Source organism: Phytoactinopolyspora halotolerans, assembly GCF_010550675.1.
GTDB lineage: Bacteria > Actinomycetota > Actinomycetes > Jiangellales > Jiangellaceae > Phytoactinopolyspora > Phytoactinopolyspora halotolerans.
In genome coordinates this window covers 18927-36273 of the sequence record NZ_JAAGOA010000029.1, presented here as the reverse complement: position 1 = coordinate 36273, position 17347 = coordinate 18927, and the positions used below count along the sequence as shown (strand labels likewise).

The window sequence follows — 17347 nt, the reverse complement described above, 5'->3', positions numbered from 1 at the left end:
CATGGAAACCGGAAAACTCGCCGCCGGCAGTGATCAACCGACACGGTCCGCGTCAGCAGCCGCGCTTCTCGTCACCGGCATACGAATCATGCGTCTGCGGGCGGACGACGAGACGACCGCACCCGCCGAGGTGGTCGCCCACGTGCAGGGCACGATCGGTGACGGTGCACCGGTCTCCGTCTTCGGCCGGGTCGAATGGCAATCGCCACGCGACGACGGCCACTTCACCGCCAACGCCTGGGCGGTGACGGAATCACTCGCGGAACGGCTCGTCGGTGGCATGCTGTCGCTCGACGACGCCGACACCGTGGGGCACCTCATGCGGCCGGTGCTGGCCGATCTGAACGCCGTGGTGAAGGCGGAGGCGGAAGCGGAGCGGGTCGCCGCCAGGCTTCCCCGGCGTGCGCTGCGTACGCGGGCGCGTAGGTCCGCCCGCTACCTCCTCAATCTGGCCCGGCGCCGCCCGGGAGCGATTCAACCCGAACGACGCGTGGCTCGCCTGCTCGGCGCCGAGGCCGTCCAGACCGCCCTCACCGGGATGCTGCGCGCGGCATCCGGCGAGACGCATGGCCGCTCCGGCGCAGGCGGCTGGTTCACCGGTGACCTCGCAGACTTCTACGAGCAGCACATCGCGCGCGTGAACCGGTACATCTGTGTGCCCGCCCCGGCACCGCCGTCGATGGACGGAAAGGCGGCGAACACCTTCGAGGATGTCGACGTCATCGGATTGCTTCCCAAGGACGGCACCAAGGGACATCTGCTGGAGCGTGAGGCACTGCGGTATGGGCTGGACAGTCTCCGGTTCCCCAATGGCACCTTCCTGGTCAGCGACGACCAGGGCCATCAGCTCAACTTCAAATGGGGCCGTTCGCCGATCGCGAGCGGCGTCTCGCTCTCCATCTGCAGCTACAAGGAAGCCACGCGTCGGCTACTCGCCAAGCTCGACGTTCCGGTGCCACGCGGAGGCGTCTTCTCCATCGACGACGTCGAGAAGGCACTCGACTACGCCGACCGGATCGGCTACCCGGTGGTGTGTAAGCCGGTGGCCGGACTGCGCGGCATCGGTGTCGTCACCAACATCCGCAGCCGTGACGAGCTCCAGGCCGCACTCGAGCTCTACACCCGGAGCCAGCTCGGCAACGACGACTTCGTCATCGAGCAGTATGTGCGCGGCTCCGACTACCGCATCGTGGTGATCGGCGACGACGTGGTCGCCGCCGTTCTGCGGGAGCCCGCGGCCGTGGTCGGCGATGGCGCGCACACCATCGCCGACCTGGTCGAATACAAGAACCGGGTCCGTGCGCTCAACCCACATCTGCGCTCCCGGCGCATCCAGTTCTCCGATGCCATGCGCTATCAGCTCGCCCAAGCGAACCTCAGCCTGGGTTCGGTCCCGGCCGCAGGCCAGAAGGTCGTCCTGGCGAACTCGGCGAATCTCTCTCAGGGCGGTGACAGCTTCGAGGTCGTCCACGAACTGCATCCGTCGATCCGCGAGGTCGCGCTCCGCGCCGTCCGCGCCATCCCCGGGCTGGGGTTCTGCGGCCTGGACATGCTTCTCGAAGACCACCGCAAGCCCATCGACCAGCAATCCGCCACGGTGATCGAACTCAACGCGCACGCGGCCATCGGAAGCGCTCAGTATCCGATGTGGGGAACGCCCACCCCGGTGGCCAAACTGTTCTTCGAAGAATGTGCCCGCGAGCATGGCATCACCCTCCCGGCAGTGCGGTCCGACCGGCTGTCGGTGCAGGTCGTCGTCAAGGGAAAGGTCACCAAGGTCAGCTTCCGGCGCTGGTTCCGGCGCCGGGCCGTCCGGTTCGGCGTGGCCGGGCAGATCCAGAACACCGCCCGCAAGGAGGTCACCGTTCACCTCGACGGGCCGGCGGATGCGGTAGCCGCTCTCGTGTACCTCGCCATCCTGGGGCCCCGCAAGTCCGGACCCACGTCGGTGACGACCACACACGTCCCTGCCTTCGAGGGCACCGGCTTCCGCATCGTGCGACGTTCGCGCACCGGATTCTCCCGGAAGCTGCTCCAGAACCGTCTGGCGCGCCGGACGCTGGCCCGGCTGCGCCGCCGGCTCGCCATCACCGGGAAGGGCACCGCACCTCAGGCGCGGCCGAACGTCGACGCCGCCCCGATCACATCGAAGCCGACCAAAGACTGGCGGGTCGAGCAGCCCCGGTCCCGATTCGACGTCGTGTTCGCCGGCGACACCGGATTCGGCGAGAACTACCAGGAAGAGGAGGAACGCCGCGGTCGCGGGAACGTGTTGAAGGAACACGGGTACGCCTACAGCTTCGAGCGGGTGGCGCCGCTGCTCGCCGGGGCCGACGTCGTCGTGGCCAACCTCGAGACCCCGCTGACACGGTTGACGCATTCGCCCTTCGAAGGTATCCGTCCCTGGTTGCACCGCTCGGATCCGATCCGAGGCCCGCAGACACTGCTCAGTCAGAACATCGGGGTGGTGTCGCTCGCCAACAACCACACGGCCGACTACGGCGAGCAGGGCCTCCTCGACACGCTGCGGGCGCTGGACGACCACGGCATCGTGGCCATCGGCGCCGGCCGGGACGCGCAGGAAGCCGGCGCGCCGTTCCGCGCCCGGGTCCGGCTCACCGGCGCGGACGGCTCGCCGGTCGAACGACAACGGTTACGTGTCTACAGCGTCTTCCACGGTGGACGGCAGTTCCGAGACGAGCTGAAGGCGTACGCAACCCCAGAACAACCAGGCTCGGCGCAACTCGTGGTGTCGTCGCTGGCCGCCCGGATCCAACGGGTCAAGCAACGCCGCCCGGACGAGTTCGTCGTCGTCTGCCCGCACTGGCGGCGCGACTACCAATGGCGCTCCGACCGCCAGGCGCGCACCGCCGCTCAGCTGGTGGAGGCCGGAGCGGACCTCGTGCTCGGCCACGGCAGTCACATGCTGCAGGAGATCGAGAAGGTGTCCGGGACGTGGGTGGTACACGGCATCGGCAACTTCGTCTTCAACAGCCGGGGCCGGTACGGCAAACTCGGCGCGCCGCCGTACAGCCTGGTGGCCCGGCTCACGCTCAGCCACGGCGAGCGCACGCTACGGCTGTACCCCATCGTCACCGACAACCGGCGCACCGGATACCAGTCGCGTCCCGTCACGGCAGCGGAGTTCACCGAGGTACACACGCTGCTGGCGGACCGCACGAACGCACCGGACGACTTCCGCCGCGAATTCCGGGCAGCCGAGGACGACCGTGGCCGGTACCTGGAGGTCCGCATCGAGCCCGCGGACGGACGCGAAGACGGTCACCGCTCCGGTACCGTCCCGATCAATCGGCGACGCACCGAGGGCCGGCACCGGCCAGGTGCCACCGACCGGGACGACGCCGGCGCGGCTTTCGGCGACGGCGCCGGGCTCGACCGGCGGCGCGACGTCAGCACCCAGCTGATCGCCCGGGAACTCCAGCGACGCGGCCATGCGGTCACCTGGCTCACCCGCAACTACATCGTGTCCGACGACGGCAACGGCACCCGATTCGGCTACATCGCCACCGATTCCCACCTGACCGGGGCCGCCGGGGTCCGCGCCGCCCGGCGAAAGGACGTCACCCGCCGGCTGGTCGCCGACGCCGGCCTCGCCATCGCCCGTGGCGCGGTGTTCGACCCGGAGCACGGGCAGGCCGACGCGGCCCGGCTCGCACGAGAACTCGGCAGAGTGGTCGTCAAGCCGGTCGACGGCAACATGGGCCGCGGGGTGACGGTCGGTGTGCACGGCAGTGCCGCCTCGGAGTTCGGGCAAGCCTGGCGCGAAGCCGCTGCCATCACGCGGCGCGGGGTTCTGGTGGAGGAACATGTCGACGGCACGGAGGGACGGTTCCTTGTGGTCGGCGGGCGCTGCATCGCCGCCATCAAGCGCGTCGCCCCGTACGTGGTCGGCAACGGCCAAGACAGCATCGAGGAGCTGATCCGGCAGAAGAACGCCGAACGCGCCCAGAACCCGAACCTGCACAAGCGGCTGATCCAGGTCGACGACCACCGGATGGGCGTCCTGCGCGAGCAGGGCTACGACCTCGCCGCGATCCCGGCCGCCGGGGTTCGGGTCGCGCTCGACCTGAAGGGCAACATCTCCACTGGAGCGGAGAGCGTCGACATCACCGACGACGTTCACCCGTCGTTCCTGGACGTCGCCGGCCGGGCAGCGGCGGCGTTCCCAGGGCTCGACGTGGCCGGCGTGGACCTGATCGCGCACGACTTCAGCCAGCCTGCGACCGACGGTAACTACATCGTCTGCGAGATGAACAACCGGCCCGGCATCGGCTCCCACCACTTCCCGGTGCACGGAGAACCGCGCGATGTCGCCGCCGCCATCGTCGACCTGCATATCAACACCGCCCGGCGGGATCACACGGCGCCGGCCACAGTACAGACGGTCACGGCTCAGCCGGCCACGGCTCAGCCGGCCACGGCGCAGACGGCCGACCGCCCACCGCGGCCTCAGCCGGCCGCGCCGCCCGTCGACGGCACCGGCCCCACAGCCGGTGCCGGTTCAGCCGTGCCCGCACGTCCGGTCAGCCACCTGCTCGAGACGGAGCTGGTCCGCCGCGGCTTCGCCGTCACCCGGCTGACCCCCGACCTGCTCGTCGCCGACCGGGACGGGGAACGTGTCGCGTTCTCCGGCACGCTCTCCCATCGGACCGGCCGGGCCGCCCTCAAGGCCGCCTCCAGGCCGCACCTGTCCCGACGGCTGCTCGCCGAGGCTGGGCTCGAGACAGCACCGGAGGAAGCCGACGGCGACGGGACCCGTTTCCTGGTGGTGGGCGACGAGTGTGTCGCGGTGAGCGGGGACGACGAGGCACGCGGCGCCGTCGACCTGACCGACCGGGCCGACGCCGGCTTCGCCCGGACCGCGGTCCGTGCGGTCGCGGCGTTCCCCGGGCTGGACGTGGCCGAGGTGGTCATCGCCGCCCACGACATCAGCGCGCCCGCAGCGCCCGGCAACCACGCGGTCGTGACGGTCGACACCCGGCCGGATCTGGTGCGGTACCACAGGCCCGCACAGGGCCGCGCGCGCGACGTGGCGGCCGCGATCGTCGATCTACACGTGCACCGCTGACATCACCGACCGGCCGCCGCGGGCGTCGTCCGATCGGGCCAGCACCTGCCCGTGGCCGGGGCATGCCTGCCGACGGTCTGTGCCAGTATCGTTGACCGGAGTGCGCGGCCATCGCCGCGACGGCAACATCACCCCGGCTGGGAGGATCGACGACCCCATGAGCGTCGCGACGGAGCTGCGCCTCGACCGCATCCAGACGTACCGCTATCGGATGCCACTCAAACGGCCCTACGGCACGGCGCGAGGACTCACTCGCTCGGCGACGAACTTCCTCGTCGCCGTCACCGCTGAGCAGGCCGGGCGCCGCCATACCGGCATCGGCGAGTGCCAGCCCCGGCATGTCCTCACCGGCGACGGCCGCCGGGACGGACGCGCCGCGTGGGGATTTCTCATCGCCGCGGTGCAGCACGTGCACGGACGCACGATCTCGCTGGCGGACCCCGATGCGGCCACGTCCGACGTCCGCGCGCTGATGGCGGAGCTGAACACGCTCAGCCGGGAATACGCCGACGAGAGCAACCGCGATCGCGCCTTCCGCGGAACACTGCTCGGCATCGAGGTCGCGCTTCTCGACGTGGCGGCGAAAGGCCTCGACCTGCAGATCTCCGAGCTGCTGGGCAAGAAGCGGGACACGATCTCGATCAGTGTCTCGACCATCTCCTCCAGCACGGACATCAACGACGTGCACCGCAAGGTGGTCAAGCAGCAGCGGTTCCCGATGACCCGGGTGAAGGGCGTCGGAGACGTCGAGTACAACTGGCAGCTGCTGGAGAACGTGTACAACGCCAACACGTCGGTGGGACGCGACAAGCCGATCTGGATCGACATCAACGAGGCGTACGACGTCCCCGTGTCCCGGACGTTTCTCGACGGTGTGGTGGAGCGGATGGCCGATCAGCGGCTGCCCCGCGCGATCGTGGTCGAGGGAATGCTGCCGAAGGCGGACGTCACCGAGCTGCCGGCACTGCAGCGCCATGCGGATGAGGCATGCCGGGCCGCCGCGCAGGACGGCAGCCTCGACCTGCGGATCATGCCGGACGAGGGCATGTGGGACGTCACCGACCTCGCCACGGTCAACGATCGCGGTGGCTGCCGGGCTCTGAACATCAAGGCTCCCAAGGCCGGTGGCCTCCTGCCGAGCCTGGATCTGGCGGAGGCCGCGGTCGCGGCCGACCCGGACATTCACGTCTGCATCGGCGGCATGTTGGGGACCAGCGACATCACCGCGTGGACGCTGCACAACCTGGCTCGCGCGCTGCCGCGGCTCGATTATCTCACCGCCGTGCCGCCCACCAACGTCGAACAGCGCATCGCGGACCCGCTCGCCCGGTACGCCGACCCGGATGGCAACGTCATCGCGGATCAGACCGCTCCGGGCCTCGGTACCGGTCTGGTCCTGGAGAAGGTCAGGCCGTACATCGAAGCGAGCTTCGACACCGCGGGTGGCGAGGCCGGAAGCCGGAGCGTGCTGGTCCCCGATCAGATCACGACCGCGGAACCGTCCTCCGCTACCAAGACCCTCGTCTTCGGCGGCGACACCAGCCTCGGTGACGTCCACATCAACGGCAAAGGCGGCCCGCTGCTCGAACGCCTGGAGGGCGACCCGATGTCGTTCTTCCGCGGGCTGCAACCGCTCATCACCGACCACGACGGCCTCGTCCTCAATCTCGAGACCGTCTTGGCGACCTCCCCCACCAGTCCGTTCGAAGGCAACAAGAGGTTTCTCGGATGGGACGCCCCCGAGCGAGCGGTGCGGTGTCTGTCCGAGCTCGGGGTGAGCGCCGTCGGGCTGGCGAACAATCACACGATGGACTTCGGCGAGCGCCGGCTCATCGAGACCCGGGAACACCTCGAAGCCGCCGGTATCGCCGTCGCCGGCGCCGGCCGAACCGCGGCGGACGCCGCCACGCCATTGACCCTCCGGCTCGACATGGGCGGATCGGAACGCCGGGTACACATCTTCGTCGCCTGCGAGATCCAGCGGAAACTGCGCGACGAGTATCAGTTCTACGCCGACGAACGGAAGGCGGGCGTCAACCCGCTGTCCGTTTCCGCGCTGGGCGCCGATATCCGCGCTCTACGCCAGGCCGAGCCCGATTCGCTGATCATCGCCTTCCCGCACTGGGGCGGGAATTACCAGTGGGTCAAGGAACGCAGCCAGAAGGCCAACGCCGAACTCATCAAGGCCGGTGTCGACCTGGTGCTGGGGCACGGCGCGCACGCGTTGCAGCAGTGCTCGTTCGCCGACGGACATGCCACCGTCTACTCGCTGGGCAACTTCGTCTTCAACTGGGCGGGACGGTTCGACGCGTACGAGATGCCACCCTACGGGCTCGTCGCGCGGCTCGGACTCGACGCGGCCGGCGACGGGTGGAACGTGGCGTTGCGTCTGTACCCCATCGCCAGCGACAACACGAAGACCGACTTCCAGCCACGACCGGTCACCGAGGACGAGTTCCTCTCGCTCTGGACGAGCCTGTGCGAGCACGACCTGGACGGTTCGTTCGAGCAGCGCGCTCAGGCCGCGCGCGACGAGCGCGGTTACCACATCGCCTACTCCTTCACCACGGACCCCAAGTGGGACGAGACCGACGCCGCCTTCGATTCCTCGGTGCCCCGGTCGACTCGGCGCGACGCACCGGCGCGCAGCGGCACGTCCGCGAGCCCGCGCGTCGTGCGCGTCGAGACGTTGCCGCGCGACATCAGCGTGTTCTCAGCCGGAAGCACCACCAAGCTCCTGGCTCAGGCCGTCGTCGACCGGGACTTCCCGCATGAGGTACAGCGCGTACACGAGAGCGTGCGCGGAACCGAACGGCCACGGCTGGTGCTGCGGTTCACGGTCAAGGACCGGACCTACTTCGTCCGCAACGGGACGATCGTCGGGGCACGGCCGGACGGCACGCCCGGTACCGGTATCGACGGGCGAGCCATCCGGATCTGCAAGCGGAAAGACATCGCCGGTGCCGTACTGCGGCAGCACGGCTACAGCGTCCCGCGGGGCATGTCGTTCGCGTCCTCGGACCTGCGTGGTGCCCAGCTCTACTTCGAGGCGATGGTGAACGACGCCCACGCCGGAATGTGCGTGAAGCCGGCGAACGGAAACAAGGGCAAGAAGATCTTCCTCGGCATCGACAACCGGAAAGACTTCGACGCCGCGTTCGGCTCTGTCGCCGAGGAGTACGACACCGTGCTGGTGGAGGAAGCCGTCTCGGGCGAGGTGCTCCGGTTCCTCTACATCGGTGGCGACGTCGTCGCGGTGCGACGCGCGATCCCGGCCAACGTCATCGGCGACGGCCGTAGCACGATCGAGCAACTGGTCGAAGCGAAGAACGCCGACCTGCGCAGCCGCGGCGCCGACCGGCACACTCGGCTGCGGCTGGGCACCGACGAACTCGACTTCCTCCGGCGCCGGAGCATGGCCGCCGACTCCGTACCGGGCCGAGGCGAGCGGGTCTTCCTCAGCTCGCTGTCGAACCGGCACGCTGCGGCCGAGATCATCGATTGCACCGACGACGTGGACCCCAGCTACCGGACGATCGTGGAGAATGCCACCCGCTGCATACCGGACATCGCCGTCTGCGGCGCCGACCTGATGATCGGCGACTACACCGCCCCCGCCGCGCCGGGCAATCACTACTTCATCGAGCTCAACACGACGCCGGGCATGCGCGGACATCACGCGCCGAACGAAGGCACACCCCGCGACGTCGCCGGCATGACCATCGATTACGTCGCCGCCGCCCTCCCGTGACACCTGACCGGTGCGGGCGGCGGCCCGCACCGGTGTCCCACCCCGGTTTCAGGCAGGTCGCACGCTGAGGCCGTCGAAGGAGCCGGGCTCGACCTGGCGCTCCTCGACCAGCATGGCGCGGTGGCCGTTCAGCCGCCCGTCCAGCAGCATCTCCGACAGCCAGGCGATGTGGCGCGCGGAGCCCTGCAGCAGCCCGTCCGCGACGCCCTCGACCCGGTCCGTGACGCCGACATGGCCGGTGATGCCGAAGTCACGGGCCGCGTCGGCCAGCGCGGCGACCGCACCGTCCAGATCCGGGATGGCTTCGGCGTGGAACTCGACGGCCACGTCATCCCGTGCCTCCTCGAGCGACAGGTCGCCGACCGCCGCACCGTGGGTCAGGATCACGTCACCGAGGAACTGGCTGAGTTCCTCCGCGACATCGGCCTGCACGGCCAGCCCCGGCCGCTCGGACAGCTCTACGATCCAGACGCCCTGCCCCGCCGCGGGACGCTGATAGTCGCCGACCACGATGTCGACGGCGGCCACCCCGAGGCCGGGCATCGCCTGGACAGCGTCGATCGCCAGCTGCTGCAGCGTCGGATGGACCTCGCCGAGGATGTCCCGGCCGTGTTCGGCGGCCGCCACCGACGGTGGTCCGGGGCAGTGCACGACGGAACGGACCAACCCGTCGACGACGAGGAGACGCACGTACTCGCCGTGCACATGTTCCTCGATCAGGAATCGATAGCCCGGAGGCACGACGACGCGGCCGTCCTCCTCACCGGGCTCGCGCAGCTCAGTCAGGGCGTACGCCGCTCGGACGAACGTGTCCCGTTCCGTCGGCGGCGTCATCAGATAATCGATCGCCGCGTCGAGTTGCTCCTCGTTCCGGATGCCCGGGAAGGTCTCGATGGCGTTGTCACCCATGGCCGGCTTGACCACCACCGGGTACCCGAGCCGTTCCACGAAGTTCTTCGCATCCTTGATGCCCCGGCCGACCGAGAATGTCGCGCCCTTCGGCAGCGGCAGCTCAGCCCGCTCGAGCAGCGCCCGGCGCATCCGCTTGTCCTGGGCGTAGGTGACGGACCCGAGGCTGGAGGACTCGGGCACGCCATGGATGAACGCCATCTCGTCGTTCTCCCCGCCTCCGGCCATCATCACCTGTCGCGGGTAGAGCGCGACGTCGAGGCCGCGGCGGAGCGCCGCCGCGTGCACCTCGTACCCGTCGCGGACCTCGGGCGGGAGAGCGGCCGTGCCGGAGCCGGCGGACGTCTGGGCAGATTCAACCGACATGGACCAGCTCCTGCGGCGCGCGATCGACAATCGAGAAATCCTCCACCTGCGGTGGGACCACATGCACCGTGGTCACCGAGGTCGGCAGGGCATCCTTGGAACCCAGCACCGCGGCGGCGGCGAGCGCGCTGGTCGGTGCCGTCGGCCCGACCAGGACCGCCTCGACGGTGCGGTCGTTGACATTGCGGACCCAGCCGTTGACACCGAACGACCGCGCCCGGCGCTTCATCCACAACCGGTAGCCGACCCGGGTCACCTTGCCCCGGATGGTCAGCTTGAGCGCCAGCGTCTCCGCCCGCTCGGCGTTCGTCACCAGCTGGAACCGTTCGACGCACTCGTCGATGAACGTCCGTGCCACCTCGCGGGGCGTGCCGTACAGCGGATACTCACAGTTGCCGATCGCCGCGTGCGCGTTCAGCTCGCAGATGCCCGCCTGCTGTTCGTCGATCGGCTTGGTGTGGTCTTCCAGCAAGAAGTCGACGCCGCAGAACGCCAGGCCCGGAACCGCCTTCACCGCGCGCACGCAGGCGTCCTTGATGGACGGATGCATCTCGTCCAGCACGTCGATCGAGTCGCCGCCCTGGGAGAGGCTGCACGAGTTCGACAGCAGCACACGCTGCCCCGCCTCCGGCACGGACTCGAGGGTCATCTCGACCCGCTGCAGCTGGTACTTGGCGGCATCGTCGTACTTGATCGGCCGCCCCCATAGGTGCGGATTCAACCGCCGGACCAGGTTCTTGCGGACCATGAGCTCGGCGATGGAATGCTGACCGTCGCCGACGACCGACGCGGGCTCGCGCAGGATGGCTGCGATCACCTCGTCGCCGACGACGACGATCCGGTAGTCCCGCCCGGTGACGTGTTGCTCGACGATGAAGTCCTGGTTGCCGAGTTTGCTGTCCTCCAGCTGCCGGAACGCCAGGTCGAGCTCCTGCTCGTTCTGGATGTTCGCGACGACACCGATACCGCGCACGCCCATCGCGGGCTTCACCACAACCGGATAACCCACGCGCTCGGCGAACGCGCGCGCGGACCCGTAGTCGCCGTTGGCGAAGGTCCGTCCGCGTGGCACCGGGACGCCGGAGCGGCGCAGCCGCATCCGGGTGGCCTCCTTGTGCGTGCACAGCGCCAGCGACACCGCCGTGGACAGCGGCGACCGGCTCCACTTGAACATCAAGGGGGGATGCACGTTGTCGGTGGCGACGAACGCACCCTTGGAGAACCGCGTCGTGCTCAGCCCCAGTGCCAGTGCCTCACGTTCCAGCAGGTGTCCCTTGGTCCCGTTCGGACCCAGTGGTTGCAGATACGGCACCTCGTCGTACACGTTCGGGGTCGGTCCCGCCTCCGCGACCTCCGGCTGCGCCGGCACCGTGACGTACTCGTTGATCCGATCGATCATCCACGCGTACGGCATTCCGACGCCCAGACCCGGCCCCGCCGGCACCGTCACCTGATGCTCGTCATCGCCGGTGAACACCGTGTGCACCTGCGGCAAGGCCACGGCGAGGTTGTTCAGTGCCGCAGCGGCGACATCACTGGCACCCTCGGTCTGGCTGAGGTGGATGCGGACATCCGGGTCCGCCGTGAGCGCCGCCTGGGCCAGCTCGATGCTGGCCAGCAAACCGCCGACGGCAGCCGGACGGATGTTGAGCGCTCCCACTCCGCCCTTGGCGATCAGCCGTTCCAGGCCCTGCCGGCTCCACACCGATTCGCCGGCCATGATGCGGACATCCACCCCCGGACGCCCCGACTCGGCCGCGGCGGCAGCGGCCTTGCGCTGCAGAGCGGTGAGGTGGTGCCGATGCCGCGGACGCACCGGCTCTTCGATGATCACCTGACGGGGAAGCTTTCGCAGCGAAACGTCGCGGACGACGGTCCTGACCAGCTCGGCGGCGTCCGGCGGACTGAGCGAGCCACGCACGTCGATCCAGAGCGGTTCGTCGATGCTGCCGGTGTCACCCTCCGCCGCCTCGTGCAAGATCGCCAGGTTGTTCTCCGTCCCCGACCGGCCGGACAGCGGAGCGGCCACCGCGACCTTCTCGGTGTGGACGCCGAGCAGTTCGGCCACGGAGATGTCCAAGCCGCTGGCGACCAGGTCGAGCAGAGCCGTCTCGATCCCATACAGGGTGCCCCGGAAGGGCCGTGGATGGTCTCGCCGGCCGGATTTCCCGGCCAGCTGGCGCGCCCATCCGCGCATGGTGTTCCGCAACGACGACGCCCCGCTGCGCTCCGGGACCGTGGCCAGCGCCGCGTCGTGGAGCTCGTCCATCAGCGCGCGCACAGCGGCCAGCGCCTCATCCCGGTTGGCCGCGGACAGCTCTCGGCGTTCCAGAGCGGAGAGGCACTCCAGGAGAAACTCCCACGATGCTGCGCCCCGGTCTCCGGTCTCGCCGCCACGCGGCTGACACTCGCCGATTCCGGTCAGCGGCCGTCCGTCCGGCGTGGTCGCCTCCAGCTTGACCAGGTAATTACCTCGGGGCGAGTGCTTCGACTTGCCGTTGCCGCCGCCGGGCGTCCGGTAAGCGATCCCGTGCGCGCGCGTGACGGTGAGCGCTCCCGCTGAGTGGTCCATGCCCTGCCTCTCGTGGTGTTCCTCCGCGACGCCGCCGACGCGAGCCATCGGCCGCACACGTGGCGCCAGCGGCGATTGTAGAGCGAAGCCGCCACTAGTTCACAGCGCCGCCCTATATGTGCGCTACCGAGCAGGGCGTCTGTGCCCGGACGGACGATCCCGCACTCACCCGCGTAGCCGGTTGACACAGGCGATCGCCAGTGCGTCGTTGGCATCCCATGCCGGCACATCGCTCCCTTCCGGCGGGATGTCCAGCACGGCCGACACGTCGGTGCACCCGTAGATGATGCCTTGCGCTCCGCGTCCCACCAACTCGCGCAGCGCGTTGGTCAGGATGTCCCGCGCGCCGTCCAGGGCCCCGGCCTTGACCGCCCGGATGCCGGCCATCACCGGATTGTCCGGCCCCAGGTCGGTCAGGTCGATCACCTGACGCCCCGATTGGGACAGCACCTTCTCGTAGATGCCGGAGCGCACCGTGCCGTCGGTCGCCATCAGCCCCAGCGTGGTGACGCCTGGCGCGTCCCGCTCCACCTGCGCCCCGACGGCATCCACGATATGCACGACGGGCACCATGGTGGCCGCGGCCAGGTCGTCGTACCAGGCGTGTGCCGTATTGCACGGGATCGCGATCAGGTCGGCACCGGCCTCGTCCAGAAACGCGACGCCGCGGAACATCGCCGGTAGCGGACTTTCACCGCCGGCCAGGATCGCGTCCGAGCGGTCCGGTGTGGTCGGATCCGAGTACACGATGGTCGCGATGTGCTCCTGATCACGGTCGGCAGGAGTATGCGCGGCAAGCTTCGCGAGGAAGTCCGCGGTGGCGGCGGGGCCCATCCCTCCGAGCACCCCGAGCAACGGCGACATCATGGTCGTCAACGTTACCGCACGATCGACCCGCTGATCATGGACGTGATGTCGTGCTTGCACCGTTTGCAGTGATTTCCGGGGCACCAGTGTCCGGTCATCCCGGCTCCTGGCGCGGACGACCGGGAGACCGGGCGTTAGATCGGCTCGTCGATAGCGACCGCCGGCTCGTCGAACGGCAGCTCTGTGGTGACGCCGCGCTCGGCGTAGTAGGCACGCGCCCGCGGATCGGTGAACAACGGCTGATGGGCCTGCAGCACATTCATACCGGTGTTGATGTTGGCCTCCAGCACCACCGGTCCGTCCGGGGTCACGACGATGTCCCAGCCGATGTACTCCATGAACGACAGCACCCGGGCCGAGTGCAGGACCAGGTCCCGGATCTGCGGCCAGTACGGCACCTCGACACCGGCGATCGGGGCTCCGGTGTCCGGATGAGCGTCGAACCATTCCACCTCGTCCCGTACCGGCAACCGGGTGGCCCGGCCCAGCTGTCCGGTGTCCAGGTCGACCCGGGCGCTGAGGCCGCCGCGGCTCCAGTTGTCGGCCGGCTCCGAGCGACGCGTCCCGATCCGCTGCACGGCCATCGCGATGAACGGCCGATGACCGTTGTTGACATCGATCATCGTCAACGCCCGGATGGTGTTGACCGTGTCCGGGTAGAGCGCGCTCTGCTTCGGGTGCTGTTCGAGGCCCTCCTCCACGATGAGCGGACGTTTCTGGACCAGGAACACATCGGCGGTGCGCTCGGCGTCCATCGGCTCGCCGTTGACCGCCCAGGTGGCGGAGTCGAGCCGCTTGACCGCGAAGATGTTCTTTCCCTCGGCGCCGGAGAGCACCTTGAAGAAGACCTGCCGGCCCGGCTCGATCCGTTCGAGGTACTCCGGCAGCGGTACCCGCTCCTCCTCCGGGAAGCGGTGCACCGCCTGCCGCCAGTACACCCCGAGCAGCTTGGCCGAGCGGATGTCCATCGTGCCGAGCAGCAGGTGGGTGGTGAGCTTGTTGTTGATCACGTCCTGCAGCCGCTCGTGCACCATGCGCTTGGTGCGGTAGACGCGCTGCAGATCGGAGACGTACTGCGCCGGCTCGTTGTGGTCCAGGTCGTAGAGGATCGCGCTGCGAGACAAGAAGCCCTTCAGCCACCAGCGAGGACGCCGCATCCGCAGCGGCGCGTCCCACTCCCGCTCCTTCTTGATGAGCTTGCGGATGGCGGTGATCCGCAGCCGGCCCGCCCGGTACCGCTGACGGGTCCGCTTCGGAAGCTTCTGCACCCGCCGGGCGGCGACACGTGCGCGGCCACGGGCCCAGGTCGCCGTCGTCGAAACTCTACCCATTCGGTGTTCCTTTTCATCTCTGCCGCGAGTACCGTGCTACGCCGGTCGGACCGGCGCGGCAGCCTCACGCGCGGCGTCGGGTCTGAGCCGTCTCCATGACGTCCAGTACTGCCTGGACCGGGGCCGCCTCCGCCCGGTCAGCCACGCCCGTCGGGTGGACGGTGTGCTCGGTGAAGACCACGGTGTCCGGCTGAATGACCCGGCACGTCTCGGCTACCCGCCGACGCAGGTACTCGTTCCACTCCCCACCATAAGCCGATCGCCAGCTCGGCGCCGGTATCACCGTCTCCAGCGTGACGCCGTAGCCCGCCGCCTCGTCGACCCACGACGGCGGGGCCAGCACCACCGGCCGGAACGCCGTGGTCATCTGCGCCCGCTCGGTCAGCGCTCGCAGCGTCTGCTTGGCGTCCACGTCCGCTCCGACCACCACCAGCAGCGCGATCGGCAACCGGTCCGGCGCGGGGTGGGTGACCGGGGCACGCACCGGCAATCCCAGCTCGGCCTCGTCCACTTCGAACAGCATCAGTCCGGACGTCGGCGCGACCTTCTCCAGCAGCCGCACCCGGCCGCGGCGCACGGTACTCATCGTGCGCCGGGCCCACATCCGGGCCCAGGTCGGCGCCTTCCGCCGCAGCCGTGCGGCCCGCCCTCGACGCGGACCTCTCCCGCGGGGACGCGCACCGAATTCGGAGACCGTCCATTCGTCCGGCACGCCCGCCTGCAGCGCCTGCAGCAGATGCTCCGCCTCCGGGTCGTCCGCGCGTGCCGGCTGCACCACGCGCGACGGACGGCCGCCGGAAGGATCCGGCGGCGACAGGGTGCTCCGGTGCACCAACAGCACCCGTGCCGCGGCGTCGCCCAGCGCGTCCGGCACCACGCGGGCATCGCGCCCACCGCTATCGAGCACGATGATCCGCTCCGGCCGGTGCGCGGCGAGCAGACCATCCAGCCGGTACCGGATGTACCGGTGGCGTTCCGCCGCGGAGGTCTCCGCCAGCACCCACGGCAACGTCTCGACCAGAACCTCGGCACCGGTGTCCGCCGTCCGGGAGCTCCTGCTCCGGCCCCGACGCCGATCCTCCGTGGTGACCCGCTCCGGAACCTCCGAGGTGCGCCAGGCCGGGACCACGGCCACGCACGGTGCCGCCGCCGCGCCGGCCGACTGGACCACGCTGGGCAACAGGTCGGCGCCACCGGTGTCCCGGCGCAGGTCGACCACGAGGGTGCGCGCACCGGTCGCTCGGATCGGGGCGGCTTCCGAGGCGCCGTCCGAGGCCCGTCGCGACTGTCCCGCCCGACCGTCCGCTCCCACCGCGCCCGCGGTCGGCCGCCGGCCGACCGAACCACTATCGGCACTGGCTGACGGGTCGCCGATGAGCTTGGCGATCCGTTCGATGTGCGTCTCGTAGCTGAACCTCTTGCGCGCCAGCTCCACCCCGGCCCGGGAACGCTCCGCGTACGCGTCCCAGTCGCCGTACAGCTGGTCCACGTAGCGCCGCACGTCCGCCGGGGTTCCGTACAGGCATGCCTCGCCGAACAGCGGCTTCAGGTAGTCCGGCCCGATGGCCACCGCGCCGGCGGACAACGCCTCAAGCACCACCCGGCCGAACGCCTCGATCAGGCCCGGGTGGTGGAAATAGACGAAGAAGTCGATGGTGGCGAGGAACTCTCGCGCCGGCACCGAGTTGAACGGTAGATCCACCCAGTTGGGCGGGATCTCGTCCAGGATGTCCCGCGGAGCGTCCGTCCCACCGAGAATGCGCACCCGGTATCGCGGATCGGCCGGATACGCGGCCAGCAGGTCGCGCTTGGTGTCCGGCCACTTGCTCCAATGCCCGCGGCTGTGCCGGCCGATCACCGGCCGGTCGGCCACGAAGCCGTCGCGCCGCACCTCCCAGCTGGTCACATCGATGACGTTCTCCCAGTCCCACGGGAGCAACGGGACCGAACCCGCATGTTGCTCCAGCGACTGGCGTACCCGCGGACCGATCGGCGCCCAGGTCGCCTCCTGCCCCACCAGCCGTTCGATCTGGCGGTGGACGTGCGCCACGTCGTAATACGGCAGCACGCCGCGTTCGTCGGCGGCGACCTGGTTGACCGCGAGGACGACGTGCTCCACCTCCAGCCGCGGCAGATCATGCGGCAGGTCGATGAAGACGGTCGGATGCCGGGCGAGCAGCAACCCGGCCTCTACCCGGTCCACGCCCAGTACCAGCTCCGCTTTGCCCTCTTCCAGGATGCGCTGCAGCTTGGGCGCGAACCGGCGTGGTCTCCCCAGTACGGGCGACGGCAGGTGCAACAGGCCCGTCCGGTAACCGGCGCGGTACTGCGCCTCGATCTCCTCCACCACGCTGGCCGTGGTCCCACCGGGGAAACGCCCGTCGGTGGCCATCAGAACGTCGAACGTCGTCGTTCTACTCGTCATCGAACCTTCTGTCGGTATTCAGGGCTTCCTCAAGTCC

The 17347-nt window shown here is 69.5% G+C and carries 7 protein-coding genes; 2 read left to right on the top strand and 5 right to left on the bottom strand.

All coding sequences use genetic code 11. The features are described from left to right. Window positions 1–88 precede the first annotated feature (88 nt). A complete protein-coding gene (locus G1H10_RS28385; RefSeq protein WP_163744338.1) occupies window positions 89–5089 on the top strand; it encodes a CapA family protein in 5001 nt (1666 codons plus the stop codon). A gap of 157 nt (window positions 5090–5246) precedes the next feature. After that, window positions 5247–8840, top strand: a complete 3594-nt coding sequence (locus tag G1H10_RS28380; RefSeq protein ID WP_163744336.1) for a CapA family protein — start codon at window positions 5247–5249, stop codon at window positions 8838–8840. A gap of 48 nt (window positions 8841–8888) precedes the next feature. Here G1H10_RS28380 and G1H10_RS28375 read toward each other — a convergent pair whose 3' ends face one another. From G1H10_RS28375 to G1H10_RS28355, 5 genes are all read right to left on the bottom strand, one after another. Next, window positions 8889–10115 (bottom strand): D-alanine--D-alanine ligase family protein, encoded by a 1227-nt coding sequence (locus tag G1H10_RS28375; RefSeq protein ID WP_163744334.1) that lies wholly within the window; start codon window positions 10113–10115, stop codon window positions 8889–8891. Further along, window positions 10105–12735, bottom strand: a complete 2631-nt coding sequence (locus G1H10_RS28370; protein WP_163744332.1) for an enolase C-terminal domain-like protein — start codon at window positions 12733–12735, stop codon at window positions 10105–10107. Before G1H10_RS28370 ends, G1H10_RS28375 begins: the two co-directional genes overlap by 11 nt. A gap of 117 nt (window positions 12736–12852) precedes the next feature. Then, window positions 12853–13554, bottom strand: a complete 702-nt coding sequence (gene cuyB / locus G1H10_RS28365; RefSeq protein WP_163744330.1) for a cysteate racemase — start codon at window positions 13552–13554, stop codon at window positions 12853–12855. 134 nt (window positions 13555–13688) lie between these two features. After that, the gene (locus tag G1H10_RS28360; RefSeq protein ID WP_163744328.1) at window positions 13689–14885 is read right to left on the bottom strand and encodes a sugar-transfer associated ATP-grasp domain-containing protein; all 1197 of its coding nucleotides are present in this window, start codon (window positions 14883–14885) and stop codon (window positions 13689–13691) included. Window positions 14886–14949: 64 nt separating this feature from the next. After that, window positions 14950–17310 carry a glycosyltransferase family protein gene (locus G1H10_RS28355; protein WP_163744326.1) on the bottom strand — a complete coding sequence of 787 codons (2361 nt, stop codon included), beginning with the start codon at window positions 17308–17310 and terminating at the stop codon, window positions 14950–14952. Between the last annotated feature and the right edge of the window lie 37 nt (window positions 17311–17347).

Bases quoted from the DNA above. Each gene is read 5' to 3' on its own strand.
- G1H10_RS28385 (WP_163744338.1), top strand. From the start codon at position 89: ATGCGTCTGCGGGCGGACGACGAGACGACCGCACCCGCCGAGGTGGTC.
- G1H10_RS28380 (WP_163744336.1), top strand. From the start codon at position 5,247: ATGAGCGTCGCGACGGAGCTGCGCCTCGACCGCATCCAGACGTACCGC.
- G1H10_RS28375 (WP_163744334.1), bottom strand. From the start codon at position 10,115: ATGTCGGTTGAATCTGCCCAGACGTCCGCCGGCTCCGGCACGGCCGCT.
- G1H10_RS28370 (WP_163744332.1), bottom strand. From the start codon at position 12,735: ATGGCTCGCGTCGGCGGCGTCGCGGAGGAACACCACGAGAGGCAGGGC.
- cuyB (WP_163744330.1), bottom strand. From the start codon at position 13,554: ATGATGTCGCCGTTGCTCGGGGTGCTCGGAGGGATGGGCCCCGCCGCC.
- G1H10_RS28360 (WP_163744328.1), bottom strand. From the start codon at position 14,885: ATGGGTAGAGTTTCGACGACGGCGACCTGGGCCCGTGGCCGCGCACGT.
- G1H10_RS28355 (WP_163744326.1), bottom strand. From the start codon at position 17,310: ATGACGAGTAGAACGACGACGTTCGACGTTCTGATGGCCACCGACGGG.